General features: G+C 75.8%; 25 protein-coding genes and 1 pseudogene. 7 read left to right on the top strand and 19 right to left on the bottom strand.

Annotated features, from left to right (window positions below; genetic code table 11):
- Positions 1-51: 51 nt before the first annotated feature.
- From ACI796_RS02980 to ACI796_RS03000, 5 genes are all read right to left on the bottom strand, one after another.
- Positions 52-1,131: an anti-sigma factor RsbA family regulatory protein gene (locus ACI796_RS02980; RefSeq protein WP_456939775.1), complete on the bottom strand. Its 1,080-nt coding sequence runs from the start codon at positions 1,129-1,131 to the stop codon at positions 52-54.
- On the bottom strand, positions 1,128-1,949 hold the full coding sequence (locus ACI796_RS02985; RefSeq protein WP_456939776.1) for an MEDS domain-containing protein: 822 nt from the start codon (positions 1,947-1,949) through the stop codon (positions 1,128-1,130). The genes ACI796_RS02980 and ACI796_RS02985 overlap by 4 nt, the downstream gene beginning before the upstream one ends.
- Positions 1,950-2,035: 86 nt before the next feature.
- Positions 2,036-2,773, bottom strand: a complete 738-nt coding sequence (locus tag ACI796_RS02990; protein ID WP_456939777.1) for an ATP-binding protein — start codon at positions 2,771-2,773, stop codon at positions 2,036-2,038.
- A 103-nt stretch (positions 2,774-2,876) separates the two neighbouring features.
- Positions 2,877-3,959, bottom strand: coding sequence for a tartrate dehydrogenase (locus ACI796_RS02995; RefSeq protein ID WP_456939778.1), 1,083 nt, complete (start codon positions 3,957-3,959; stop codon positions 2,877-2,879).
- A gap of 101 nt (positions 3,960-4,060) precedes the next feature.
- A complete protein-coding gene (locus ACI796_RS03000) occupies positions 4,061-4,957 on the bottom strand; it encodes a LysR family transcriptional regulator (protein WP_456939779.1) in 897 nt (298 codons plus the stop codon).
- Between the two features lie 129 nt (positions 4,958-5,086).
- Between ACI796_RS03000 and dctA the strand changes: the two genes are divergently transcribed.
- Together dctA and ACI796_RS03010 are read left to right on the top strand one after the other, a co-directional pair.
- Entirely contained in the window at positions 5,087-6,496 is a 1,410-nt protein-coding gene (dctA, locus tag ACI796_RS03005; RefSeq protein ID WP_456939780.1) for a C4-dicarboxylate transporter DctA, read from the top strand.
- A gap of 1 nt (position 6,497) precedes the next feature.
- The gene (locus ACI796_RS03010; protein WP_456939781.1) at positions 6,498-7,712 is read left to right on the top strand and encodes a glycerate kinase; all 1,215 of its coding nucleotides are present in this window, start codon (positions 6,498-6,500) and stop codon (positions 7,710-7,712) included.
- A 185-nt stretch (positions 7,713-7,897) separates the two neighbouring features.
- Here the strand turns inward: ACI796_RS03010 and ACI796_RS03015 are convergent, their stop codons facing one another.
- Positions 7,898-8,221, bottom strand: a complete 324-nt coding sequence (locus tag ACI796_RS03015; protein ID WP_456939782.1) for a hypothetical protein — start codon at positions 8,219-8,221, stop codon at positions 7,898-7,900.
- Positions 8,222-8,434: 213 nt separating this feature from the next.
- On the opposite strand from ACI796_RS03015, the gene ACI796_RS03020 reads away from it, so the two are divergent.
- Positions 8,435-8,560 (top strand): hypothetical protein, encoded by a 126-nt coding sequence (locus ACI796_RS03020; protein ID WP_456939783.1) that lies wholly within the window; start codon positions 8,435-8,437, stop codon positions 8,558-8,560.
- 33 nt (positions 8,561-8,593) lie between these two features.
- Here ACI796_RS03020 and ACI796_RS03025 read toward each other — a convergent pair whose 3' ends face one another.
- From ACI796_RS03025 to ACI796_RS03040, 4 genes and pseudogenes are all read right to left on the bottom strand, one after another.
- Positions 8,594-8,725 (bottom strand): hypothetical protein, encoded by a 132-nt coding sequence (locus tag ACI796_RS03025; protein WP_456939784.1) that lies wholly within the window; start codon positions 8,723-8,725, stop codon positions 8,594-8,596.
- A 178-nt stretch (positions 8,726-8,903) separates the two neighbouring features.
- Positions 8,904-9,230, bottom strand: a complete 327-nt coding sequence (locus tag ACI796_RS03030; protein ID WP_456939785.1) for a PAS domain-containing protein — start codon at positions 9,228-9,230, stop codon at positions 8,904-8,906.
- Positions 9,231-9,266: 36 nt separating this feature from the next.
- Positions 9,267-9,593 carry a GAF domain-containing protein gene (locus ACI796_RS03035; RefSeq protein ID WP_456939865.1) on the bottom strand — a complete coding sequence of 109 codons (327 nt, stop codon included), beginning with the start codon at positions 9,591-9,593 and terminating at the stop codon, positions 9,267-9,269.
- A 233-nt stretch (positions 9,594-9,826) separates the two neighbouring features.
- A pseudogene (locus ACI796_RS03040) lies at positions 9,827-12,847 on the bottom strand (chemotaxis protein CheB); the annotation flags it as partial.
- Between ACI796_RS03040 and ACI796_RS03045 the strand changes: the two are divergent.
- Together ACI796_RS03045 and ACI796_RS03050 are read left to right on the top strand one after the other, a co-directional pair.
- Entirely contained in the window at positions 12,831-13,418 is a 588-nt protein-coding gene (locus ACI796_RS03045; RefSeq protein WP_456939786.1) for an HhH-GPD-type base excision DNA repair protein, read from the top strand. The pseudogene ACI796_RS03040 and the gene ACI796_RS03045 overlap by 17 nt on opposite strands.
- Before the next feature lie 158 nt (positions 13,419-13,576).
- Positions 13,577-13,936 carry a DUF3099 domain-containing protein gene (locus ACI796_RS03050; RefSeq protein ID WP_456939787.1) on the top strand — a complete coding sequence of 120 codons (360 nt, stop codon included), beginning with the start codon at positions 13,577-13,579 and terminating at the stop codon, positions 13,934-13,936.
- 6 nt (positions 13,937-13,942) lie between these two features.
- Here ACI796_RS03050 and ACI796_RS03055 read toward each other — a convergent pair whose 3' ends face one another.
- Together ACI796_RS03055 and ACI796_RS03060 are read right to left on the bottom strand one after the other, a co-directional pair.
- The gene (locus ACI796_RS03055; RefSeq protein WP_456939866.1) at positions 13,943-14,824 is read right to left on the bottom strand and encodes a carbohydrate kinase family protein; all 882 of its coding nucleotides are present in this window, start codon (positions 14,822-14,824) and stop codon (positions 13,943-13,945) included.
- Positions 14,821-15,774, bottom strand: a complete 954-nt coding sequence (locus ACI796_RS03060; RefSeq protein WP_456939788.1) for a pseudouridine-5'-phosphate glycosidase — start codon at positions 15,772-15,774, stop codon at positions 14,821-14,823. Before ACI796_RS03060 ends, ACI796_RS03055 begins: the two co-directional genes overlap by 4 nt.
- Positions 15,775-15,875: 101 nt before the next feature.
- Between ACI796_RS03060 and ACI796_RS03065 the strand changes: the two genes are divergently transcribed.
- Positions 15,876-16,106 (top strand): DUF3039 domain-containing protein, encoded by a 231-nt coding sequence (locus tag ACI796_RS03065; protein ID WP_456939789.1) that lies wholly within the window; start codon positions 15,876-15,878, stop codon positions 16,104-16,106.
- Here the strand turns inward: ACI796_RS03065 and ACI796_RS03070 are convergent.
- The 5 genes from ACI796_RS03070 to ppgK form a co-directional block, all read right to left on the bottom strand.
- Entirely contained in the window at positions 16,103-17,173 is a 1,071-nt protein-coding gene (locus ACI796_RS03070) for a YihY/virulence factor BrkB family protein (protein WP_456939790.1), read from the bottom strand. The two genes, ACI796_RS03065 and ACI796_RS03070, sit on opposite strands and share 4 nt — an antisense overlap.
- An 82-nt stretch (positions 17,174-17,255) precedes the next feature.
- The gene (locus ACI796_RS03075; protein WP_456939791.1) at positions 17,256-19,535 is read right to left on the bottom strand and encodes a VanW family protein; all 2,280 of its coding nucleotides are present in this window, start codon (positions 19,533-19,535) and stop codon (positions 17,256-17,258) included.
- Positions 19,536-19,678: 143 nt separating this feature from the next.
- Positions 19,679-19,903, bottom strand: coding sequence for a DUF7455 domain-containing protein (locus ACI796_RS03080; protein WP_143108228.1), 225 nt, complete (start codon positions 19,901-19,903; stop codon positions 19,679-19,681).
- 467 nt (positions 19,904-20,370) lie between these two features.
- Positions 20,371-21,744 carry an RNA polymerase sigma factor gene (locus tag ACI796_RS03085; protein WP_456939792.1) on the bottom strand — a complete coding sequence of 458 codons (1,374 nt, stop codon included), beginning with the start codon at positions 21,742-21,744 and terminating at the stop codon, positions 20,371-20,373.
- 247 nt (positions 21,745-21,991) lie between these two features.
- Entirely contained in the window at positions 21,992-22,735 is a 744-nt protein-coding gene (gene ppgK / locus ACI796_RS03090; protein ID WP_456939793.1) for a polyphosphate--glucose phosphotransferase, read from the bottom strand.
- 60 nt (positions 22,736-22,795) lie between these two features.
- Between ppgK and ACI796_RS03095 the strand changes: the two genes are divergently transcribed.
- On the top strand, positions 22,796-23,608 hold the full coding sequence (locus ACI796_RS03095) for an inositol monophosphatase family protein (RefSeq protein ID WP_456939794.1): 813 nt from the start codon (positions 22,796-22,798) through the stop codon (positions 23,606-23,608).
- 66 nt (positions 23,609-23,674) lie between these two features.
- Here ACI796_RS03095 and ACI796_RS03100 read toward each other — a convergent pair whose 3' ends face one another.
- On the bottom strand, positions 23,675-24,211 hold the full coding sequence (locus ACI796_RS03100) for a LytR C-terminal domain-containing protein (RefSeq protein WP_456939795.1): 537 nt from the start codon (positions 24,209-24,211) through the stop codon (positions 23,675-23,677).
- A 106-nt stretch (positions 24,212-24,317) separates the two neighbouring features.
- Complete coding sequence (locus ACI796_RS03105; RefSeq protein WP_456939796.1) at positions 24,318-25,361, bottom strand: phosphotransferase family protein; 1,044 nt, start codon at positions 25,359-25,361, stop codon at positions 24,318-24,320.
- Positions 25,362-25,459: the final 98 nt, after the last annotated feature.

Below are 25,459 nucleotides of genomic sequence, written 5' to 3' on the forward strand. Positions count from 1 at the left end.
CCCGGTCCGGCACGGACCGGGACACCGGTGCGGGGTACCCGCCGCCTCCGGTCAGGACGGCTGCAACCGCGCGGCCAGCCGGCGGGCCAGCTCGCGGGCCTCGGCGCGGGCCCGGTCCGCGCGGTCGGCCGCGGCCTCGGGGGCCGCGACCCCCGGGGCGGGCCCGGGGTTGGCGTCCGGCTCGGGCAGCGAGGTGGCCAGGCGGACGGCGAACCCGGTCGGGGTGCGGAACGTCTCGACGGTGTCGCAGGCCTGCCGGGCCACCCACAGGCCCGCTCCGGCCGGTGACGCGCCGTTCCCGCGGGGCACGAACCCGGCCAGCGGGTCGTCGAAGCCGTCCCCGCAGTCGGTGACGGTGCACTCCAGCCGGGTCGGCGTCGTCCACACCCGGACGGCGACCGGCGGCGTGCCGTGCCGGAAGGCGTTGCCGAGCACCTCGGTGACCGCGGCGGCGAACCGGCCGTACGACCGCGCCTGCCCGTCCGCGCCGTCCAGCGCGGCCCGCACGTGGGCGCGCAGCTGCGGCAGCCGGGTCGCGTCGGTCAGGCCGGCCAGGACGAGGGCGGGCGGGCCGTCCGGCACCGCGGGCGGCGGGCTCGCGGAGTCCCGCCGCAGCACCGTCGCGGGCTCGACGTAGCGGTCGCCGGGCACGAGACCGCCGGCGGTCAGGTGCAGGGGGTGCGTCTCCTCCACCCCGTCCCGTACCCGGTCGGAGATCGCGCGCCGGTCGTAGACGCACAGCGCCGTCAGCGGCAGCGGGGCCAGCGCCACGGTGAGGGCCGCCTCGTAGCGGTGCCACTCCGCCCACCGCCCCGGGCCGGGAGGAACGGCGGCGACCAGCCGGACCCGCGGGGCACCGGCGGCGGTCCGGCGCTCCACGAGCCGGCGCCAGGTGGCCAGCGCCCGCGCGCAGCCGGTCCAGACCTCCCCGGACGACAGCCGCAGGACGCGGTCCCCGCCGCCGGAGGCGCGGGCCAGGAGCGCGTCGTGCTCGTCTCCGCAGGCGAGCACCACCGCGTCGCCCGCGGCCAGCCCGTCGGCGAGGAAGGGCGCCGCCGCGGCGACCAGTTCGTCCGCGGAGCCGTACAGGAGCGCGGCGTGCAGCAGCTCCGCTCCGGTGCCGGAGGTCATGGCCGCCCCGCCACCACGTGCACGCCCGGCAGCTCGTCGACCTCCATCAGCTGCAGCATGAGCTCGACCGGCGGCTGGGGGGCGACGAGCAGGACGTGGCCGCCGGCCAGCCGGAACCCCAGCGTCGCGTCCTCCAGCCGCCAGCAGGACCCGGCGTCCAGGTGGGTCACCTCGGCCAGGTCCAGCCACAGCACCCGCGACGCGCCCCGGCTCGCCGTCGCCAGCACGGCCTCGAAGACGTCGGCGTTCGTGCCGTCGACCTCACCGTGCAGGGCCAGCCCGTCCAGGTCCCGGGTCGTGGCGAAGGTCGCCTCGTGCACCCCGGACCGGTGGACGGCGAGGACGTCCTCCAACCGCGACCCCGCGGTGCCCGCGTGCGGGTACTGGCACAGCGTGTGCACCGGCCGGGTGCAGACCAGCTCGTCCATCTGCTGCTCGACCACCCGGTGCGCGGCGGGGTCGAGCGCGCTCAGCCAGGCGGGCTCGTCGGCCGCCATCCGCACCCCGGCGAAGCCCTCGGCCAGCGCGCGGTCCACCACGGTGGCGTGGCTCTCGGCGCCGTAGAAGTCCTCCGCCGTCAGCACCGCGAGCCGCCCGTCGCGCACGGCCGCGGTCGCGTCCGCACCCCGTCCGTCCAGCGCGGCGACCAGCGCGTCCACGGGCCGCCGCGGGGACCCGGTGCAGACGACCTTCTCGCCCAGGTCCAGCCCGCGGCGGACCCAGGCGGTCAGACCGGTCAGCTGTTCGTCCTCGGACCGGTGCAGCTGCAGGACGTGCTCGCCGCACTCGGTGCCGGGGACCTCCCCGACAACGCCCACGGGGAAACGCTACGCGCGGTGCGCGCGGTGCGCGCGGACCGCTGGGCGCCCGGGGTCAAGGACCGGGACGCCGGCGGCGGGGACCGTCACAGGACACCGGGGACCGGGGACGACGTCCTGCCGAGCGGGGGAGGAGGCGGGGCGGTGCGCCGGGCGTCCGACCGGGGGCCAGGCGCGGTGAGGACCACCCAGCGGGCCCGCTCGGCCTCCAGGCGGGCCCGCCTGGCCCCGCTCCGGCACCGGCCGGCGACGTCGGTCCGACCGCCCGAGTCCGCCTGCACGGCCAGCGCGTCCAGGGTCCTGGCGGTCCGGTCCGCGGTCTCGACGAGGCGCTCGGCCAGGCCGCGGGCCCGGTCGGTGGCCCGGTGGGCACGGTCCGTCCGGAGCAGCTCGAGGTAGGGCACCCGCGCCCAGACGACCTTGGCGGCGTCCTCGGCGACCCACCCGTGCGCACCGCAGATCCGCGCCACCAGGGACAGGCCCATGCCGCCGCGAGCGGGGTCCCGCCCGAGGGCCGGGACCGGCGGCCGGCCGGCGGCGGTGTCGCTCACGGCCACCAGCCAGCCGAGCCGGGGCGCGGTGACCGTGACGGTCACCGGCGGGCGGCCGTGCCGCAGCGCGTTGGACACCAGTTCCTCGACCACCAGCAGCAGCCGTTCGCCGTCGTCGCACCCGGCCGGGAGCTCGCCGTCGGCGATCGCCGCGCGGAGGCGGCGGCGCAGACCGGGCAGTGCGGCGAGGGTGGCCGGCTGTTCCGGCCACGTCGCCGGCGGGCCCGGCCACGGGGCCGGAGGCGGGCGTCGCGCCCACACGCTCGCGCCCATGCGTCACCCCAGGTGCCGGGTAGGGGTCGATCTCGGCCCGCATCGGGTCTACCCACCCGGGGACGCCGTACGCGATCCCGGGTGCTCCTCGCGGCAGGGGCGGTCAGAGGGACAGGTGCTCGATGACGGCCGCGGTGACCTCGTCGGTGCTCGCGGTCCCGCCGACGTCGCGGGTGCGGATGCCCTTGCCCGAGGTGACCTCGACGGCGTGCTGGACGGCCTTGGCCTCGTCGGGCAGGCCGAGGTGCTCGAGCATGAGCGCGGCGCTGCCGATCGCGCCGACGGGGTTGCAGATGCCCTGGCCGGCGATGTCCGGCGCGGAGCCGTGGACCGGCTCGAACATGGACGGGAAGCGCCGCTCCGGGTTGAGGTTGGCGCTGGCCGCGAGGCCCAGGCTGCCGGCCAGCGCGCTGCCGAGGTCGGAGAGGATGTCGGCGTTGAGGTTGGATGCGACGACGACGGAGAGGTCCTCGGGGCGCAGGACGAACTTGGCGGCCATCGCGTCGACCAGCACGCTCTCGGTCTCGACGTCCGGGTACTCGGCGGCGACCCGCGCGAACACGTCGTCCCACAGCACCATGCCGTACTGCTGGGCGTTGCTCTTGGTGACGCTGGAGACCTTCTTGCGGGGCCGGGTGCGGGCCAGGTCGAAGGCGAACCGGATGATCCGCTCGCAGCCGACCTCGGTGAACACCGCGGACTGGACGGCCACCTCACCGCGGTCGTCGCGGCCGGCGAAGTTGCGCCCGCCGAAGCCGGCGTACTCGCCCTCGGAGTTCTCCCGGACGACGACCCAGCCCAGCTCGGTGGTGTCGGCCTTCCGCAGCGGGCTCTGGATGCCGGGGAGGAACTCGACGGGGCGGACGTTGGCCCACTGGTCGAAGCCCTGGCAGATCTTCAGCCGCAGGCCCCACAGGCTGACGTGGTCGGGGACGGTCGGCCAGCCGACGGCGCCGAAGTAGATGGCGTCGAAGTCCTCGAGCTGCTCGAGGCCGTCCTCGTCCATCATCCGGCCGTGCTGGGCGTGGTAGGCGGCGCCCCAGGGGAACTCCTGCCAGTCGAAGGCGAAGCGGCCGTTCGAGGCCCCGGCGAGGGCGTCGAGGACGGCGCGGCCGGCGGCGACGACCTCGATCCCGACTCCGTCGGCGGGGATGGCGGCGATGCGGAAGGTGCGCTGGGCGGTCATGGCGGTCTCCGGGAGGACGGCTGCTGGGGTCGCTCCCGAGTGAACGGCGTCACCTCCCCGGCCGTCCAACACCGATCGTCGATGGGACGGATAGCCCGGCCCTATCGGTCCTGCACGCCGACGACGTAGTCCTCGACGCAGGCGACGAAGGCCTGCGCCGCCGGCGTCAGGGCGGTCGCGCGGGAGACCAGGGCGATCCGGAGCAGGACCGGGGGCTCGATGCGCCGGACGCGCGCGCCCGCCCGCTCGGCGAGCGGGGTCCAGGACGACGGCAGCACCGCGTGCCCCACGCCGGCGAGGACCAGCGGCAGGACGGAGGTGCGGTGCTCGGCCTCGACGACGATGCGGGCGTCGACGCCGCTGGCCAGGACGTCGTCGACCAGCCGCCGCATGAGGCTGCCCTCCCTGCTCACGACGAGCCGCGTGCCCGCGAGGTCCTCCCGCGTCACCGGCGACCGGCGGGGCTCCCCGCCCTCCGGTGGGGAGACGAGGACCAGCGGCTGCTCCTCGATCGGGAGCACCCGGAGCCCGCCGGTGTGCGGCGGCGAGGCGGCGCCGAGCAGCCCGAGCTCGGCCCGGCCGGCCTTGACCGCCTGCACCACCTCCTCGGGGGTGAACGCGGCGTCCGCGGTGACGGTCATCGCCGGGTGGGCGGTGGTGAAGGCGCGGACCAGGGTGGTCAGCGGCTCGATCCCGGGGCTGGGCATCGCGACGAGCTCCACCCGGCCGCGCTGCAGCCCGCGGGCGGACCGGGCCGCGGCCCGCGCGGCCTCCAGGTCCCGGACCACCTGGCGGGCGGGCTCGATCAGCTGGGCGCCGGCGTCGCTGAGCACGATGCCGCGGCCCACCCGGTGGAACAGCGGGACGCCGAGCTCCCGCTCGAGCGCGCCGATGGCCTGGGACAGCGAGGGCTGGGCCATGTGCAACTGCTCGGCGGCACGGCCGAAGTTCATCGTCTCGACGACGGCCAGGAAGTAGCTCAGCTGCCGGACGTCCACCGCGCTCCCTCCCGCGGACCGATAGGCCCAACCTACCGGTGGTGTAGCGAAAGCGTCTTGGACGCGTGTGGCCCCGGTCACCCACCGTGGCGGCCACCACGTCTCCCACCGCACGGACCGAGGTGCCCCATGGACCTGTCACACGCGCACACCCCACCGGCCGCCGAGAAGAAGCGCTGGTACCGGCAGCTGTACGTCCACGTCCTCGTCGCCATCGTGCTCGGCGTCGTCGTCGGCGCCCTGTGGCCCGCGGTCGGCGTCGCGATGGAGCCCATCGGCACAGCCTTCGTCGGGCTGATGAAGATGCTGATCGGCCCGATCGTGTTCCTGACGATCGTGGGCGGGATCGCGAGCGTCGCCGACCTGAGGAAGGTCGGGCTGACCGGGATCAAGGCGCTGACCTACTTCCAGGTCGGCACGATCCTCGCGATGATGGCCGGCCTGGTCGCCATCAACCTGTTCCGCCTCGGCGACGGTGTGGACGCCGACGTCAGCACGCTGCAGCCCACCGAGGACGTCGGCTCGCTGGTGGCGGCCGGGCAGGAGCAGCACTGGTGGGACTTCCTGCTGCGCGTGCTCCCGGAGAGCGCCGTCGCGCCGTTCGTCGAGGGCGAGATCCTGCAGATCATCTTCATGGCGGTGCTCTTCGGCGTGGCCCTCAACGCCGTCGGCAAGGTCGGCGCCCCGGTGCTCTCGGGCGTCCAGCGGCTGACCGCCGTCGTGTTCACGGTCCTGGCGTTCCTCATGAAGGCCGCCCCGCTCGGCGCGTTCGGGGCGATGGCCTACGCGATCGGCGAGTACGGGCTGGAGACGCTGACCAGCCTCGGCTCGCTGATCGCGCTGTTCTACGTCACCTCGGCGCTGTTCGTGGTCGTCGTGCTCGGGGCCGTGATGGCCCACCTGCGGCTGAACGTCCTCCACCTGCTGCGCTACCTGCGGGAGGAGCTCCTGCTGATCCTCGGCACCTCCACCGCCGAGCCGGCCCTGCCGGGCCTGATGCGGAAGATGGAGCACGCCGGGGTGGAGCGGTCCACCGTCGGCCTGGTGGTGCCGACCGGCTACTCCTTCAACCTCGACGGCGCCGCCATCTACCTCTCCCTGGCCGCGCTCTACATCGCCCAGGCGACGAACACCGACCTGTCGATCCCCGAGCAGCTGGGCCTGCTCGCGGTCATGCTGCTGACGTCGAAGGGTGCGGCCGGCGTCGCCGGCGGCGGCTTCATCGCCCTGACCGCGACCCTGTCCACCGTCGGCACCATCCCGGCGGCGGGCATCATGCTGGTCTTCGGCATCGACAAGTTCATGTCCGAGTGCCGGGCGCTGGTGAACTTCTGCGGCAACGCCGTGGCGACCCTGTTCATCGCCTCCTGGGACGGGTCGCTGGACCGTGATCGTGCCCGCCGGGTCCTGCGCGGCGAGGACGTCCCGCCGGTGCAGGAGCTCGACGCGGCGCCGGAGGGGACCCGGGACGTCGCGGCCCCGGCGCGGCCGCACCCGGCTCCGGGCGCCGTCGCCGTCCCCGCGGTGGCGAGGACCTGACGTGCGCGTCCTCGTCGCCCCCGACAAGTTCAAGGGCTCCCTCACCGCCCTCGAGGTGGCGACCGCCGTCGGGCGGGGCCTGGCGGCGGCCGGGGTCACCGCCCGGCTCCTGCCGCTCGCCGACGGCGGGGACGGCAGCGTGGCCGCCGCCGTGCACGCCGGCTCCGCCTCCCGCCCGGTCGCCGTGCAGGGGGCGGACGGACGCCGGCACGACACCGCGTTCGCGTTCGACGGCACGACCGCGGTCGTCGAGGTCGCCGGCACGTGCGGTCTGGGCACCCTCCCGCCGGGCGTGCCGGCCCCGATGACGTCGTCCAGCGCCGGGTTCGGGCAGGCGGTGCTCGCGGCCCTCGACGCGGGGGCCCGGCGGGTCGTCCTCTGCCTCGGCGGCAGCGCGAGCACAGACGGCGGCGCCGGGATGCTCGCCGCACTCGGCGTCCGGTTCCGCGACGCCGCGGGGCGGGAGGTCGACCCGGCGGGCGGGACGCTGGCGCGGATCGCCGGGATCGACGTGTCCGGCCTGCGGGACCTGGGCGGAGTGGAGCTCGTCGTGGCCACCGACGTCACCAACCCGCTGCTCGGTGCCGAGGGTGCGGCGGCCGTGTTCGGGCCGCAGAAGGGCGCCGGCCCGGACCAGGTGCGTGAGCTGGAGGCGGGCCTGCGGCACCTCGCCGGCCTGCTGGGCGCCACCGCCCTCGCGGAGGAGCCCGGCGCCGGGGCCGCGGGCGGGCTCGGCCTCGCCTGCCGCTGGCTCGGCGCCCGGCGGGTGGCCGGGGCCGGCTTCTTCCTCGACCTCCTCGGCTTCGACGCCGCGGTGGCGGACTGCGCCGCCGTCGTCACCGGTGAGGGACGCATCGACGGGCAGACCCTGGGCGGGAAGCTGCCCGCCGTCGTCGCGGCGCGCTCCGCACCGCGTCTCGTCTCCGCCGTCGTCGGGCAGTCGCTGCTGACGCCGGAGGAGCGGCGGCGGCTGGGGATCGGTCAGGTGGTGGCGCTCGGGGAGCTGACCGACGGGGACCCGAGCCGGGACCCGGACCTGTCGCGGCGCCTCGCCGCGGTCGCGGGGGAGCGCATCGGGCGGCAGCTCCGCTCCCCGGCCGTCGGACGTCCGACCGGCACCCGTCACCGGGACCGCGAGGTCCCCGTCCCGGACGAGCTCACGCCGACGGCTCGCGGGGCCCGAACGGCGTCGGGCTCTCGCGGCCGGCGTCCTTGACGGGAGCGCCGGGTGCGCCGGTCGTCACCGTCCTCCGGAGGCCATCGTGGTGACGGGCCGGCGGTCGCGCAGTGGGTGACCAGGGCCTCCTCCACCACGGTCGGCCGGTGGGCGGCGTCACTTCCGCGCCGCGCCACTGCCGGGCGACTGCCCGACGGGCCGGGCCACGAGGGAGCGTGGGGCGTTCAGGCCTTCTCGAGTGCTTCCCCGAAGTGGTGCAGGAACCGGAAGTGCTCCTGCTGGACGAGCAGGTGCCCGACCCCGATGGCGGCGGCGACGGGCCACTCCAGGACCTCGACCGCCGCCAGCGCCGCCAGGCCCGCGTACAGCGCCAGGCTGTCCAGCGGCGGCAGGTGGACCGTGCCGAGGACCGGGAGGGGGACGTCGACCCTGTTCCCCTGGAGGGCGCGCAACAGCGCCCCGTGACCGAGCCGGAGGGTCTGCGTGATCGACGCGGCGGCCGATGCGCTGTCGGCCGGCGCCGTCGGGACTGCGTCCGTCGCCGTCACCACGGGCTCCCCTCTCCGCCGGCGGGTACCGGTGGCCCGTTCCCGCCGCCACGGCACCCCACCCGGCGGCGATGCTGCTCCCGTGGGAGGGCCGGAGCCTCCTCCGGGAGGGATGAGCCTCGCGCGGCGCGCGCGGGCAGGGCCGGGGTCGCCGGGCGCCGACCGCGGCAGGACCCAGGCGGGATCACCGGCCCCGTCGGGCACACTGCCGGGGTGCCACGGCTCCGGATCACCCAGGACGCCGCCGACGAGCTGCTGGGCCGCGACCCGCTCGCCCTCGTCCTCGGCACGCTGTCCGACCGGTACGTGCGTCGAGGGAGCAGCGCGAACGACTGCTGACAGCGACTACGGGCCTCTGCTCGCCGGGGCCGGTCACGTCGTCCGGCGCCGTCCTCGAGGGCCGGTGTCCATGCCGAGCCAGCCGCGCATCGCGCCACCGGGGTGGTGCAGCGGGCCGGCCCGCACGCGGGTGAGGTGCCGGCTGCCGCTCAGGGCGGGTCGCACCCGGAGCCAGGTGTCGCGCAGTGCCCCGGCGGCGACGGCTCCGGCCCGGAGCGGGGCGGCGCGCGAGCGGTCGTCGGGTGGGCGGCGTCGACCCGGTCCCGGCCGGTCCGATCGTCGCAGCTCTGCCCGCTGGAGGCTCGCGAGGGGAGGTCGTCCGGCGGTGGTGGAGGCCCGGGAGCTACTCGGCGGCGTTGCTCTGGTCGGTGACGTCGACGGACACACCGACGTGGCCGAGGTAGGTCCCGTCGGCCGCGAACAGCGGGGCGGCGTAGTTGTCGAAGGTCCGCCAGGCGCCGTCGTGGCGCCGGAGCCGGTTGCGGTCGTGCCAGGGGACCCGGGCCCGGACGGCGGCCAGGTAGTCGGCGACGTAGGCGTCCGCCTCGTCGGGATGCACCAGCCCGTGCCAGCGCTCCCCGCTGATCCCTGCTTCCGGTAGACCCGTGTAGTCGAGGAAGGCGCGGTTCACGAAGACGATCTCCCCGGCGGCGTCGTTCTGCCAGATCAACGCGGGGACCGTGTCGGCAACGGTGCGGAAGCGCTCCTAGGACGCACGCAGTGCCCCCTCGGCGCGGACCCGCTCGACGAACGCCCAGGTCCGCTCCGCGGTCTCCTCGACGAGGGCGATCTCCTCGTCCGTCCAGTTCCGCGGCTCGGCGTCGGCCACGCCGAGGGCGGCAACGCACACCCCTGCACGCAGGTTGGGCGCTGCGATGCCGGCGCGGACCGAGAGCGCCGCCCACGACGCCCGGGCCGGCTCGTCGAGGTCGGCGGAGTCCCGGACGACCAGCGGCCGACCCGCCCGTAGCGTCTCGTCGACGAGTTCCTGCCCGTAGCCGGCGATCCGGTAGGTGCCTTCCAGTGACGGCAGCCCGTCCGTGTGGTTGCGGTGGACGTGACGGTGCCGGCGGCGTGGTCGAACTCCTGGTAGTACGCCCGGCCGGCACCCAGATGGCGGCCGAGGAGTGCCGCGGCGCGCGCCTGCATGTCGGCGGGGTCGGACATCGCGCGCAGCGCGTCGGTGAGGGCCAGCCGGAAGGCGTCGGTGGCCGCCGCACGCCGTCGCATGCCGGCCAGTTCGAGCTGGGCGGCGACCCGGGCGACCAGCTCGCGAGCCGAGAAGGGTTTGACGACGTAGTCGTCGGCGCCGGCCAGCAGACCCTCGATGGCGGTCTCCTCCCCGGCGCGGGCGGTGAGCAGCACGACCGGGACGGCGGCCAGCGCCTCGTCGGCGCGGATCGCGCGCAGCAGCGCGAACCCGTCCAGGCCGGGCACCATCACGTCGGCGAGGACCAGGTCCGGCCGGTCGCGGCGGGCCAGGTCCAGCGCCTCGGCGCCGTCGCGGGCTGCGGTCACTGTCCACGAGGCGGCCAGCAGCCGGGTCACGTAGTCGCGCATGTCCGGGTTGTCGTCGACCACCAGCACCCGCGCCCCGCCCACCCTGCCGGCCGGGACCTCGGCCGGAAGGTGGTCGTCGAGATCGAGGGCGGCGTCCTTCCGCTCGCGGGTGGCGTCCCAGGAGCCGGCCTCCTCGGCCATCGCCGCGGCCACCTCCCCGGCCCGCGCCTCCGGGACGGGCGTGCCCTCCGGGGTGGGACGGCGGCCCAGTGGGATCCAGACGGCGACCGCGGTGCCGGCGCCGAGCTCGCTGGTGATCCGCATCCGGCCGTGGTGGCGGCGGACCAGCTCGTCGACCAGCGCCAGCCCGATGCCGGTGCCCTCGTGGGTGCGTCCGCGGGTCCCCGGCACCCGGTGGAACCGCTGGAGTACGTACGGGAGCTGGTCGGCGGGGATGCCCACGCCGGTGTCGTGGGCCACGAGTTCGGCGTGGTTGGGCAGGGCGCGCAGGCTCACGTCGACCCCGCCGGTCCAGGTGAACTTCAGCGCGTTGGAGACCAGGTTGGAGACGATCTTCTCCCACATCTCCGGGTCCACCCACGCCGGCTGCGGGAGCGGGGTGGTGTCGACGGTGAGCTTGAGCCCGGCGGTCTCGGCGGCGCTGTGGAACATCGAGGCGATCTCCGCCGTGAGCGCGGCCAGGTCGGTGGGTGCGAACCGGGCGCGCAGCCGGCCGGCCTCGATCTGGGAGAAGTCCAGCAACGTGCCGACCAGCCGCAGCAGCCGGCGGGCGTTGCGCTGCGCCACCGCCAGCTCCGCGGCGATGTCGTCGGGGAGCTCGTCGGCGCGCCGGAGGGCCTCCTCCAGCGGGGCGAGCAGGAGGGTCAGCGGCGTGCGGAACTCGTGGGAGACGTTGGAGAGGAACTCCGTCTTGGTCCGGTCCAGCTCGGCCAGCTGGGACAGGCGCTGCTGCTCTCGTGCACGGGCGTGCGACTCGGCCGCCTTCCCCGACAGCGTCTCGCCGACGAGCGTCAGGAACTCCCGGTAGCGGCCATCGAAGGGCAGTCGCGGGGCGGCGCCCAGGACCAGGACGCCGACCACCCGGTCCGTCGCCTCGTCCCGCAGCGGATGCAGCACCGCGGTCTCCGGTGCCGTGCGCTCCGGGCCGATGAGGTGGCCGCGGAAGCGCGCGGCCAGGTCGTCCACGACCACCTGACGACCGGAGTCCAGGACCAGGTGGAGGGGCCAGGATCCGCCCGGCGCCACGCGGACCAGCGGCGGTGCCATCGCGCTGTCGGCGGGCAGGCCCACCGACTGCACCAGCCGGGCGTGCCCGGTGGTGTCGACCAGGTACGCCGCGGCGAACGGGACGTCGGCCGCGTGCTCGAGCACCGCGGACGCGGCGCGCAGCGCCTCCTGCCGGCCGTGCGCGGCCGGCACGGCCGACAGGCGGGTGAGCGTCGCCATCCGCCGGCTCCCGACCACCTCGGCGGTCCGGTCGTTCCACACGCTGAACACGCCGGCGACCGCGCCGTCCGCGTCGCGCAGCGGCACGTGGACGAAGTCGAACCAGGTGTCCTGCACCGATCGACCGCGGACCATCGGCACGACCGTCTGCGGCATGTGGAGGGTCCGCCCCGCGCGGACCTCCCGCCACATCCCGTCGACCAGCTCGGCGAGGTCGGGGAAGGCCTCCCGTGTCGGGAGCCCCAGGATGTCGGGGTGCCGGTCGCGGTGCGTCGGCACGGCCTGGTCGTTGTAGAAGTGGAACAACTCCTCGCCCCACATGACCGTGCACGGCGTCGGGTAGGCCGCGGCCAGGCGAAGCGCGTCGCGCAGCGCCGGCGGCCACCGGCGCACGGGCCCGAGCGGGTGCCGCGACCAGTCGATGTCCTCGGCCGCGGCCGCCACGCGGCCGAGGTTCCCGAACGTCGCCGAGACGGCGTCGCGCTCGTCGTCGTCGCGCGGTATCGGGGCACCGCCCACCACGTCGGTGACGACGGCGCCGATCCGGTGCAGAGGGAGCACCAGGTCGGCTCCGGCCTCGACGGCGGCGCGGGGCATCGAGGGCTGCTCGGCGGTGTCCTGGCTCTGCGCCACCACGATCCCGCCGGCGGCCTTCAGTGCCCGGACACCCGCCGCGCCGTCCCTGCCCATCCCGGTGAGCACCGCGGCCAACGCCCGCGGTCCGCAGGAGTCGGCCAGCGAGGCCAGCAGCCTGTCGTGCGGCCGCTCGACGGTCCCCGGCTCCATCCGGCTGACGGCGCAGCTGCCGTCGGGCAGGACCTCCACGGACTGCCGGGGCGGCGTGATGAGGACCAGTCCGGGCTCCAGACGGGCCCCGTCCTCGGCCCACTCGACCCGGTGGCCGGTGCGCCGCCGCAGGATGGCCACCAGCTGGCTGCCCTGGCCGCTCAGGTGCTGCTGCACGACCACCGCCGCCGGCAGATCCGGCGCCAGCTGCCCGAGCACGGCCGTCAGGGCGTCCAGACCGCCCGCCGACGTCACCAGCGCGACGACGTCGACAGCAGCTCGTCCCCGCGCCTCGTGCTCATCGTCCACAGCTGCGCACCTCGGCTCAGCGCTCGGCGCCCCACCTGGGCTCGCTGCTGGGCCCCCGGTGTGTGCGGTCGATCGTGCACCACTGACGCCTGTCCGGCAGGGTGCAGGCGCTCCCCACCGAGCTGCCGGTGGCGGGCCGTCAGGCTCCTCGATCACCCACGGTGGCGCAGGGCGGACTCTCCCGGCACCGGTGCGGCAGGATCGGCCCGTGCCCACCCTCCGCATCACCCAGGATCGGGTCGCCGACGAGCTGCTCGGCCGGGACCCGCTGGCACTACTGCTGGGGATGATGCTGGACCAGCAGTTCCCGATGGAGCGCGCCTTCGCCGGCCCGCGGCTGCTCGCCGACCGCATGGGGGTGGACACGCTCTCGGCGGCCGCGATCGCCGACGCCGACCCCGACCGGCTGCTCGCCTGGTTCCAGGGACCGCCGGCCGTGCACCGCTATCCCGGCTCGATGGCCGCCCGCGCCCAGGCGCTGTGCCGGCTGCTCGTGGACCGCTACGACGGCCGGGCCGAGGGCGTGTGGGACGGCGTCCCGGACGGCACCACGCTGCTGCGCCGGATCGGCGAGCTGCCCGGCTTCGGCGCGCAGAAGGCGAGGATCCTCGTCGCGCTGCTGGGCAAGCAGTACGGCGTGACCCCGCCCGGGTGGCGCGAGGCGGCCGGCTCCTACGGCGAGGAGGGCTCGCGGCGCTCGGTCGCCGACATCACCGGCCCGGAGTCGCTGGCCGAGGTGCGGGCCGCGAAGCAGGCCGCCAAGAAGGCGGCGGAGGACGCGGCCGCGACACGCTGAAAGTGGCCCGGGATCGTCCGCGGAGGCACCTGCGCAGCCCCTGTCCCGGTGGCACCATGGGGGCCGGACCGGGGATCCCCGGGGCCGGCCAGCAGGGACCGGTCCCGGTCGTGAGGCGACAGCGTCGGGCCCCGGGCCAGCGGAGGGGATGGGTGTCCGTGGCCTCGAGCCAGCAGTCCGCACGACCCCGCCGGTCGGAGCCGGTGCTCATCACCCAGGCCGAACCCAGCCTGGCCGAGCAGCACGCGGCCCGGAAGAAGCGGTACATCCTCACGATGGCGGTCCGCGCCGTCGCCCTGGTGCTGGCCGCGGCGACCTACCAGATCCTCTGGCTCGCGATCCTCTTCGCGGTCCTCGGCACCGTGCTGCCCTGGATCGCCGTCGTCATGGCCAACGACCGGCCCCCGAAGAAGAAGCTGAACGCCCACCGGTACAGGGCGCCGCAGCCCGACCGGATCCTCGACGACCCCGCCCGCCGGCGGCGCGCCATCGAGGGCGGCACGGTCATCGAGGGCTGAGACGCCTCAGCGCGCGCCCGGCCGGCCGACCACCTCGGCGGCCCGGGCCAGCCCCGCGTCCAGTGCGGCGGCCGGGTCGGCGTCCGGCCCGCCCAGCCACACCGCGAGCAGCCCGGCGGTGAACGCGTCCCCGGCGCCGGTGGTGTCCACGACCCGGGCCGGGTGCGCCGGGCGGTGCAGCACCGCGGTCCCGGCGGCCCACAGCGCACCGTCGGCCCCCAGGGTCACCGCGACCGCGCCGTGCCGGGCGGCCAGCGCCCGGGCGGCGTCGACGACGTCCGCGCACCCCGACAGCAGCCGCGCCTCGTCGGCGTTGGGCAGCAGCAGGTCGACGCCGGCGGTGTCGGCCAGCCACCGGTCCACGCCGTAGCCGGTCAGCGGCCCGGTCGAGGCCGGGTCCAGCGACACCGTGCACCCGGCCACCCGGGCCGCGGCCAGCGCCGCGAGCCCGGCCGCGCGGGGGCGCTCGTCGAGCAGCGTGTAGCCCGACACGTGCACGTGGCCGCCGGGCACCGGCGGCGGGACGTCACCGGGCCGCAGGTCCAAGTTGGCGCCGCGGTCGGCGAGCATGCTCCGCTGCCCGTCGGGCTCGACCAGGCTGACGATCGTCCCGCTGGCCGCGCCGGGCACGGTCCGCACCGCCAGGCCCACGCCGGCGGCGGCGAGCTCGGCCACCAGCGCCACGCCGCCCGGGTCGTCGCCCACGCACCCGGCCAGGGTGACCGGCACCCCGAGCGCGGCCAGGTGCGCGGCGACGTTGGCCCCGGCACCGCCGCCGCGGGTGCGGATGACGGCCGGCCGGTCCGAGCCCGGCGCCGGCCCGCCGGACAGGACGGCGACGACGTCGGTGGCCAGGTCGCCGACGACGACGACCGGGCGGGTGCTCAGCGGGCCGCGGCGGCCAGCGCGGCCGCGATCCGCCCCGCCAGCTCGGCGTTGCGCAGCACCAGCCGCACGTTCACCGCCAGCGTGGCGCCCTCGCTGGCCCGGTGCAGGTGGTCGAGCACGAACGGCGTCACCGCCTTGCCCCGCACCCCGGCGGCCTCGGCCGCGGCGAGGGCGTCGGCGATGACCCGGGCGTGCAGCTCCGGATCCAGCTGCTCGTCGGCCGGCAGCGGGTTGGCGACGACGACCGCGCCCGGGGCCAGCTCGCGCCGTGCGGCGAGCACCGCGGCCGCCTGCTCGGGCGACTCGACGGCCCAGTCCACCTGCGCGCCGGAGTCGGCGACGTAGAACCCGGGGAAGGTGCGGGTGCCGTAGCCGACGACGGTGACCGACAGGCTCTCCAGCCGCTCCAGCGTCGCCGGGACGTCGAGGATGGACTTCACGCCGGCGCAGACGACGGCCAGCGAGGTGCGCGACAGCGCGGTGAGGTCGGCGGACTCGTCGAAGGTCTCGGCCGACTGCCGGTGCACCCCGCCCAGGCCGCCGGTGGCGAACACGCCGATGCCCGCGGCCTCGGCCAGCAGCGCGGTGCTCGAGACGGTGGTGGCGCCGGACAGGCCGAGGGCGGCGGCCACCGGCAGGTCCCGGACGCCGAGCTTGGCCAGGTCGGGGTCGGCGCACACCCGGTCGACCTGCTCGGCCGTCAGCCCCACGTGCGGCACGCCGTCGAGCACCGCGATCGTGGCCGGCACCGCGCCGCCGGCCCGGACGGCCGCCTCGACGTCGTCGGCGGCGGCGCGGTTGTCCGGCCGCGGCAGGCCGTGGGCGAGCAGCGTGCTCTCCAGGGCGACGACGGGGGCACCGGCCTCGAGCGCCTCGGCCACCTCGGGGGAGAGGGTCAGGGGTGCGGCGGCGGCATGGCGGGGCTCGGTCCGGGGAGCTTCGGGAGGCACCCTGCCATCATGGTGGGCGGGGCGGACGCCCCCGGCCACCACCTCCGCCGGAGGACGCCGGGGCGCCCGCGCAGGAGACGTCCCCGAGCCTGGGAGAGACCGTGAGCGACACCGACCTCCTCGAGAAGCCCGACGTCCGCGACTCGGACACGGGCAACGCCAACGAGGTCTTCCACTACGTCAAGAAGAACAAGATCGCCGAGAGCGCCGTCATGGGCACGCTGGTCGAGGCGCTGTGCGGCGAGGTCTTCCCGGTGACCAAGGCGCCGAAGCCCGGCAGCCCGATCTGCCCGGCCTGCAAGGAGGTCTACGACCAGCTCCGCAAGGACTAGCGCAGTCCGAGGCGCTTGGCCTCGGCCTCGAGTTCGGCGGCGCGGCGGCGCTGCGCCCGGCGGGTGTGCCGGCGCAGCGGCGCCGGCCAGCGCTCCTGGATCGTCGCGTTCAGCTCGGCGCCGAGCAGCACCGCCATCCCGAAGAAGAACAGGAACAGCAGCGCCGCGATCGGGGTCGCGAGCGCCCCGTAGGGCAGCGCGGCGACGAGGATGTCGGACACGTACAGCCGCAGCACCGTCGCCGCCACCATGAAGAACCCGACGGCCAGCAGCGTGCCCGGCAGGTGCCGCCGCCACGGCAGCCGCCGCGGCAGGACCACGTGGTAGAAGCTCGTCAGCGCGAGCAGCAGGCCCACGACCACCACCGGCCAGTAGACGGCGTTGATCAGCACCGTCGCCGTCTCGTGCCAGTCCTGCGGGAGCAGCCCGACGAGCACCCCGCGGCCGAGCACCAGCAGCGGCAGCATGACCACCGCGAGCACCAGGCCGACGACGAACAGCCACAGCGCCATGAGCCGGGTGGCGATGGGGCCGCGGACGTCGCGCTGGTCGTAGGCGATGACGATGGTGTTCATGAACGTCGCCGTCGCCGAGGACCCAGCCCACAGGGTGAGCAGGAAGCCCACGCTGACGACGTCGAGCCGGCCCGAGGTCAGGATGTCGCTGAGCGTGGGCCGCACCAGCGAGTCGACGACGTCGGCGGTGAGCACCTCGCTGGAGGCGTCGACCAGCGTGTCCTCGATGGTCTGCACGGACTGCGCGCCGATCCAGTCGCCGAGGAAGCCCAGCGACCCGAGCAGCGCGATCAGCAGCGGCGGCACCGAGAGGATCTGCCAGAACGCCGCCTCGCCGGACAGCCCGAGGATGCGGTCCTGCCAGGCCTTGGCCACCGTGCGGCCGAGCACCTGCAGGGGCACCCGGACCACCGGCGGCCAGTGGTCGAGGCGGCCGGGGGCCGCGAGGTCGGCGCGGCTGGCGCCGGCGGGAGGCGGGGCGGTCGCGGGGGCCTGCGCGTCCTCCGCGGCCCCGTCGGCGCGGGACCGCCCGCCGGCCCGCACGGTGCTCACCAGGCCAGTGTGCACGCCCGGCGCCCGACCCCGCCGCCGACGGGGCGGGGTCGGGCGCCGGGGAACCCGATCGGGCGGCCGGTCAGGCCGTGGGCTGCGCCGGCGGCGTGCCGCCGGCGGCGGGGGGCGCGGCCGGGTCGGGAGCCGGCGGCGGGGCGACGCAGCGGATGACCGCCTCGGCGGCGTAGCTGGTCTCGAACGTCTCCCGCCGGATCTCCGAGCCGCTCTGCAGGTCGCGGAACACCCGGGTCACGGTGACGTCGAAACCCTGCACCCCGGACTGGGCGATGCAATCGCCGTCGTCGACCTTCTCCTGCACCGCCGGCTGCCGGTAGTTGGTCCGCGGGCTCTCGATCGCCTCGATCTCGTAGCGCTTGGTCCCGTAGAAGGTCACCGTGATCGACCCGCCGGAGGCCCCGGGGGTCCACCGGGTGTCGACGAAGATGCCGGTGTCGGAGTCGTTGCGCCACTGCAGGTCGATCTGGCCCTCGTACACCGTGGCCTCGCGGCCGGCGGGGTAGCGGCTGATGTAGAAGCTGTGCGGCTTGTGGTAGACGTCCTCGAGACCGGCGAAGAAGACCGCGTTGAACATCGTGGTGGCGAACTGGCTGATCCCCCCGCCGACCGCGGTCGACAGCTCGCCGCCGCTGATCACGTTCGCCGGCACGTAGCCCTGCGCCGTGCCGCGCGGGCCGGTGTAGGTGTTGAGGCTGAACGTCTCGCCGGGCAGCACGAGTGCGCCGTCGACCTCCTCGGCCACCACCCGGATGTTGGTGCCGCTCGCGTTGTTCGTCGTCGTGGTCGTGAAGGAGCTGACCTCCTCGACGATGCCGAGCGCCTGCGCCTCCTCGGTGGTCAGGTCGGCCGGCACCGGGCCCAGCCGGGCGGTGACCGTGCGCGGCGCCGGGTCGTCCAGCACCTCGAGCAGCTGCCCGGACAGCGCCGCCGGGTCCACGCCGGTGCCGTCGACCGACGGGACGACCCGCACCCCGTCGCCCACGACCTCGAAGCGGGCGTCCTGGGCCGGCTCGCCGAAGGCGGTGAACTCCTCGGCCATCGCCGACTGCAGCGCCGCGGGGTCGACGGCGACGGCGAGCTCACCGCCGTCCTGCGGCGTGAAGGTCAGGGACGCCGCGATCGCCTCGACCGGGACCTCGACCGAGGTACCGCCGTCCTGGCTGGTCACCGTGACCGGCGCGGCGAGCGCGGGGGTGACGGTCCCGTCGAGGACGCGCTGCGCCTCCTCGGTGCCCACCCGCACCGGCTCGACGTCGACCGGCAGCTCGATCGGCGTCTCCGGGTCGCCGCCGGCGGCCAGCGCCGCGGTGATGGCCGCCGCCGCGCCCTCGCGGTCCAGCGTCCGGCCGTCCACCGGCTCCACCAGGGTCGGCGTGGTGCCCTCGATCGCGATGGTCGCGTCGACCGGCACCCGGTCCACCTGGGTGGCGATGGTGTCGACCTGGGCGGCCAGGGCGGTGTCCTCGCCGGTGATGACCGGGTCGACCTCGCGCTCGGTGAACAGCGAGACCAGGCGGGTCCAGGGGTTCAGCGGCTGGTCGTCGGCGGCGTCGACGGTCGCGTCCACGTCGAGGGTGATGCCGGCGGTGGCGGGGGAGAGGGTGGCCTCGACGTCGTCGGCGACGACGACGTGGTCGGCGGCGACGCGGGGGGCGAGGTCCTGCTCGAGCCGCTCGGCCGCGGCCGCGGGGGACAGGCCGCCGACGTCGACGCCGGCCACCACGGTGTTGCGGGGGACGTCGTCGCCGGCCACCAGCACGTCGACGCCCCAGGCGACGCCGAGGACGGCGAGCAGGCCGACGGGGGCCAGCACGGCGGGACGGCGCCAGCGCGGACGGCGGGCGCCCGCGGGCGGCTCCCCGGGGCCGCCCGCGTCGCCCGGGCCGCCGCCGGAGCCGTCGCCCGGGCCGCCGCCGGAGCCGTCGCCGGAGCCGGGCGGGGGGACGGGAGGAGCGGCGGGGGGCTGCGCGGCCGGCGGGTCGGCCGGGACGGCGGCGCCGCCGAGGACGACGGTGTCCGAGGCGTCCGCGGCGGGGGCGTCGGCGGTGGCGGGCTTCCACAGCTCGACCGGTTCGGTGGTCCGCTGCCCGGTCTGCGGTGCCGCCGGGCCGCCGGTCAGCGCGACGGTGTCGTGGACCGGGTCCGGCCCGGGCGTGTCGCGGGTGTCCGGGCCGGGCTGCTCCGGCGGTCCGGCGGGGGCGGCCGGCAGAGGGGGCGCGTCGGGGCCGACGGGCCCGCGGTCGCGGGGGACCGGGCGGGTCTCGTCGGACAGGCCGGCGTGGGGGTCGGCGTCCACCTCGGGGGAGGTGCCGGTCGACGGGGAGGAGGCAGGGTGCTGCGGCATCGGGGGTTCCTCGGGTCGCCGTCGACCGGGGGTCCCCGGGAACGACGGAGCCGCCGGGTCCCCGTCCGCGTCAGGCGGATCGGGGACGCCGGCGGCGGCGTCGGGTGAGGGCATCATCGCGGTGAGCGACGATAGCGCCTCTCTCAGTGTGCGAGGCGCTGCTCGCCGTCGGTCTCGATGATGTCGACGGCGATGTCGCGGAGCTTGGACTCGTACTCGCGGGCGTGGTGCCCGCAGAAGACGAGGTCGCTGCCGCTGGCGAGCACGACACGCACCTTGGCCAGTGCGCCGCACCGGTCGCAGTGGAAGGGCACGACCAGGTCGTCGGCGGCGGGGGTCGTCGTCAGCGTCTGGGTCATCTGGGTCATCACTCGCTCTCTACCGCACGGACCCGCTGCTGCGGATCGGCCTCCTGCACAGCGCCAGGATGGATCCTCCTGTTCCCGTGCCTCCTGTCACTGCGGGCGACTCGCCGGGTGCCGGTGAGCCGGTGACCGCTGGGACCGGTGGGGACGGTGTTCAGCAGGGACCTCTGGGTGGTGCCGGTCTGTTGGTGGTGCTGGGTCGTTCCGGGCGCCGGGCTGGTTTCCGGCTGTGGGTCCGCTGCTGTCTCGACGTCGCCCACGCTACGCCGTCTACCCGGCCGGTGCCGCGGTACACCGCGCCGTCCGCCCCCCGGGGTGAGATCGTGACCATCCCGCAACGCGGCCGACACGCGCCGACGGCCGGCACCCGTGCTGGGTGCCGGCCGTCGCTGGTGCCGTGCTGGAACGGCCTCCTCGCAGGGACCCGGCCCGAGCGCCAGGCGAGGGTCGGGGGGCGAGGAGGTCCTTCGTCAGTCGAGGTAGTCGCGCAGCACCTGGGAGCGGCTGGGGTGGCGCAGCTTCGACATGGTCTTGGACTCGATCTGCCGGATCCGCTCGCGGGTCACCCCGTAGACCTGGCCGATCTCGTCGAGCGTGCGCGGCTGGCCGTCGGTGAGGCCGAACCGCAGCCGGACCACGCCGGCCTCCCGCTCGGACAGCGTCTGCAGCACGCTGGTCAGCTGGTCCTGCATGAGGGTGAAGCTGACCGCGTCGACGGCGACGACCGCCTCGGAGTCCTCGATGAAGTCACCGAGCTGGCTGTCGCCCTCGTCGCCGATGGTCTGGTCGAGGCTGATGGGCTCCCGGGCGTACTGCTGGATCTCCAGCACCTTGTCCGGGGTGATGTCCATCTCCTTGGCCAGCTCCTCCGGGGTGGGCTCGCGGCCCAGGTCCTGGAGCAGTTCGCGCTGGATGCGGCCGAGCTTGTTGATGACCTCGACCATGTGCACCGGGATGCGGATGGTGCGGGCCTGGTCGGCCATCGCGCGGGTGATCGCCTGCCGGATCCACCAGGTGGCGTACGTGGAGAACTTGTAGCCCTTGGTGTAGTCGAACTTCTCGACCGCGCGGATCAGACCGAGGTTGCCCTCCTGGATCAGGTCCAGGAACGCCATGCCGCGGCCGGTGTAGCGCTTGGCGAGGGAGACCACCAGGCGGAGGTTGGCCTCCAGCAGGTGGTTCTTGGCGCGCTCGCCGTCGCGGATGATCCAGTTGAGGTCGCGGCGCATCTGCGGGGAGAGCTTCTGGCCCTCCTCCTCGACCTGGCGCATGCGCTCGGCGGCGTAGAGGCCGGCCTCGATGCGCTTGGCCAGGTCGACCTCCTCCTCGGCGTTGAGGAGGGCGACCTTGCCGATCTGCTTGAGATAGGCGCGGACCGAGTCGGCCGAGGCGGTGAGCTCGGCGTCCTTGCGGGCCTGCCGCAGCGCCTCGGACTCCTCCTCGTCGTCCCACTCGAAGTCGCCGCCCTCGGCGGTCTCCTCGGCGGCGGGCGCCTCGGCCTCGGCGCCGTCCGGGCCGGCGACGACGGTCTCGTCGATCGACAGACCCTCGGCGCCGGCGTCGACCACCGCGACGGCGGAGTCCTCGGAGGCGACGGCGGTCAGCACGGCGCCCTCACCGGTACCGGGGGAGGGGCTGATGCTCGGCTTGGTGGCTCCCTTGGGCGCGGCCGTCTTGGCCGTCTTGCCCGTGGCGGCCCGCTTGCGTGCGGCGGGCTTGGCCTGCGCGTCGTCGGCGACCCCGACGGTGGCGCTGGCCCGGGGAGACCGGGTGCTCGCGGCGACCGTCCTCGAGCGCGTGCTGCTCGCGGCGGCGTCGTCCGGTGCAGGCTTGTCGGCGGGCACTCAGGATCCTTCCCGTGCTGGGTGCGTTCCCCGGGGGCGGTGTGACTCCCGGGCAGCGGCCCCGGCCGTCGGCCGCGGAGCGGGGAGGGCCCCAGAGTCCGGCACGGGTTTCGCCGCTGCTCGGACGGGGGATGACTCCCGGCTGGGTGGTGACGGGCTGGGGCGCTTCCATTGTAGCGACGGGAGCCGGTGTGACCACCGCCTCGAACGGTGCGGGATCGCCCGGAAGGGCGGGCCCGTGCCCCGGTCAGGGCTCCAGTCGCTCCGCGGCGGCCAGCGCGGCCCCGACGATGCCCGCGTCGTTCTGCAGCTGCGCGGGCACCACCGGCGTCCGCGTGCTCAGCAGCGGCACCCACTTGTGCGCCTTCTTGCTCACCCCGCCGCCGACGATGATCAGGTCGACCCAGAGCCCCGCCTCGAGGACGTCGAGGTAGCGGTCCACGCGCTTGGCCCAGTGCGGGTAGCTGAGGTCCTCGCGCTCGCGGGCGGCCGCCGACGCGCGCTTCTCGCCGTCCTCGCCGTCGACCTGGATGTGGCCGAACTCGGTGTTGGGCACCAGCCGTCCGTCGACGAACAGCGCGCTGCCGATGCCGGTGCCGAAGGTGAGCATGAGGACGACGCCGTCCTGGTCCCGGCCGGCGCCGTAGCGCATCTCGGCCAGCCCGGCGGCGTCGGCGTCGTTGAGCGTCTCGACGGTCCCGGGCACCAGCGCGCTCAGCCCGGCGTCGACGTCGGTGCCGATCCAGGCCTTGTCCATGTTGGCGGCGGTGTGCGCGACCCCCCGCTTCATGACCCCGGGGTAGGTGACGCCGATGCGGCCGGTCCAGCCGAAGGACGACACGATGCCGGCGACGACCTCGTAGACCGCCTCCGGGGTGGACGGCTGCGGCGTCTCCACCCGCACCCGCTCGCCCACGAGGGCGCCGGCCTCGAGGTCGACCAGGCACCCCTTGATGCCGCTGCCGCCGATGTCCACGCCGAACCCCTGCACGGCGGTCACCCTAGTGACCGGCACCGCACCCCGGGTGGTGGCTCGGGCAGGATCGCCCGGGTGAGTGCCCCGCCGTCCCCCGCCGAGCTGCTCGACCTGGCCGTCGCGACCGCCCGGGAGGCGGCCGACCTGGTCGCCCGCGAGCGCGGGTCGGCCGCGGCCGCCGTCGACGTCAAGAGCAGCCCCACCGACGTCGTCACCGCCGTCGACACCGCCTCCGAGCGGCTGATCACCGGCCGGCTGCTCGCCGCCCGCCCCGACGACGGCCTGCTCGGCGAGGAGGGCGCCTCCCGCGCGGGCACCAGCAGCGTGCGGTGGGTGGTCGACCCCATCGACGGCACCGTCAACTTCCTCTACGGGCTGCGCGGCTACGCCGTCTCCATCGCCGCCCAGGTCGACGGCGTGACGGTGGCGGGCGCGGTGCTCGACGTCCCCACCGGCGAGCTGTTCACCGCCACCGCCGGCGGCGGGGCGTTCCTCTCCACCCCGGCGCGGCCGGAGCCGGTGCGGCTGGCCGGCAACCGGCCGGCGTCCCTCGGGCAGACGCTGGTGGCCACCGGGTTCGGGTACCGGGTGGAGCAGCGGCGGGCGCAGGGCGCCGTCGTCGCCGAGCTGCTGCCCGAGGTCCGCGACATCCGCCGCCAGGGCTGCGCGTCGCTGGACCTGTGCTCGGTGGCCGCCGGGCGGGTGGACGCCTACTACGAGCTGGACCTCAAGCCCTGGGACCACGCCGCCGGCGCGCTGGTCGCCGCCGAGGCCGGCCTGGTGGTCACCGGCCTGCCCGGCCGGCCGTTCGCCGAGCCGATGGCGGTCGCGGTCCCGGAGACGGTGGCCGGGCCGCTGCTCGCGCTGCTCGACCGGCTCCACTCATGAGGTGCCGGAACGGCCCCGTCCGGAGGCTCACCCCGAGCTCGCGAGGGGTGAGAGGGACGGGGTCCTTCAACAGGCCGCTTCGGCGCTCGCGATCGGGGTGAGGGTGGCCGCCACCTGGTCGGCCGTGGCCAGCCCGGGGAACTGCGGGCCGATCACCAGGTCCACGCGGGCGTCGGCGCGGGTGTCCTGGTAGGAGCCGGCGTCCGGCAGGAAGAGCGTCAGGTACCGGGCGGCGTCGGAGCCGCGCGCGCCGTGCCGGATCTCGCCCGCGCCGGTCACCTCGCGGTCGGTCGGGTCGTTGGCGACCTCCTCGACGACGAAGCCGCGCGCGGTCAGCTCGCCGGCGACCTCCTGCGCCTTGCCGGCGAGGTCCGAGGCGTTGTAGACGCGCACGGTGACCGTGCTGGGGTCCAGCGACGGCGGCGCCGCCTCGGCGGTCTCGCACGCCGCGGCCTGCGCCGCGTCGCGGGCGCCCTCGTCGGAGAAGACCTTCCACCACACCCCGAGCGCGACCAGGGCCAGCAGCAGCAGGAAGACCAGCGGCGGCAGGTAGCGACGGTCCTTGCGGGGACGCACCGGCGGGGTGGCGGTGCTGGTGCTCACGGTCGTCCTCCTCGGCGGCGACCCGGAGGGGTCCGGCGGGCCGCGCCGGGTGGGGCCGCGCGGAGGCCGGGTCGGGTCGCGCGGAGTCTAGGCGGGCCGCCGGACCTCAGAGGGCACCGTCCTCCAGCGCGGCGCGTCCCAGCTCCACGCACGGGTCGATGCGGTCGGCGTAGCCGGAGGTGTCCTTGCCGGCCATCGCGCCGGCGGCCGAGCGGGCCACGATGCCGGCGACGATCGCGGCGAACTTGAAGAAGGCGAACCCGACGTACCAGTGGAGGTCGGAGAGGTCCACGCCGCTGCGCCTGGCGTAGCGCTCGGCGATCTCGCGGCGGGTCGGGAAGCCCGGCAGAGTGGTCACCGGGCTGAGCACCGGGCGGGTCTCCCCGGCCTCGGGCCAGTAGACGAACAGCATCCCGATGTCGGTGAGCGGGTCGCCGAGGGTCGACATCTCCCAGTCGAGGACGGCGCGGATGCCGCCGGGGCGCTCCGGGTCGAGCAGGCAGTTGTCCAGCCGGTAGTCGCCGTGGACGATCCCGGTGCGCTGCGTGGCGGGCACGGTCGCGGCCAGCCGCTCGGCGAGGGCGTCCATGTGCGGACGGTCGCGGTCGCGGGTGGCGTCCCACTGCTTGGTCCACCGGCGCACCTGCCGGGCGAGGAAGCCCTCGGGCCGGCCGAAGTCGCCCAGGCCCACCGCGTCGGCGTCGACGGCGTGCAGGTCGGCCAGGACGTCGATCAGCCCGTCGCCGATCTCCCGCCGCCGCTCCGGGGTGTCGGCGTAGCCGGCCGGGATCTCGTTCACCACGTGCAGGCCGACGACCCGCTCCATCACGTAGAACGGCGCGCCCAGCACCCCGGTGTCGGTGCACAGGTGCAGCGTCCGCGGCACCGGGACCGACGTCGGCCCGAGCGCGGAGATGACCTTGTGCTCGCGGACCATGTCGTGGGCGGTGGCGAGCACGGCGCCCGTCGGGGGGCGCCGGAGGATCACCGCGTCGTCGGCCGAGCCGCCGGCCGGGGTGACGACGTAGGTGAGGTTGGACATGCCCGCCGCGATCAGCTCGACGGTCACCTCCCGCCAGCGCTCGTCACCGAACACGGAGGCGAGATACGGACCGACGACGGCGGGGTCAGCTCCCACGGGACTCGACACGGGCGGCAGGGTAACCTCCGGCACTCCGCCTCCCGACCGCCCGCCCGGGCCGGTTCCCGGCGCCCCGGACGGGCCGTCGTCCGTCCCCGTGTGTCCCC

Source organism: Geodermatophilus sp. SYSU D00525 (assembly GCF_054050475.1).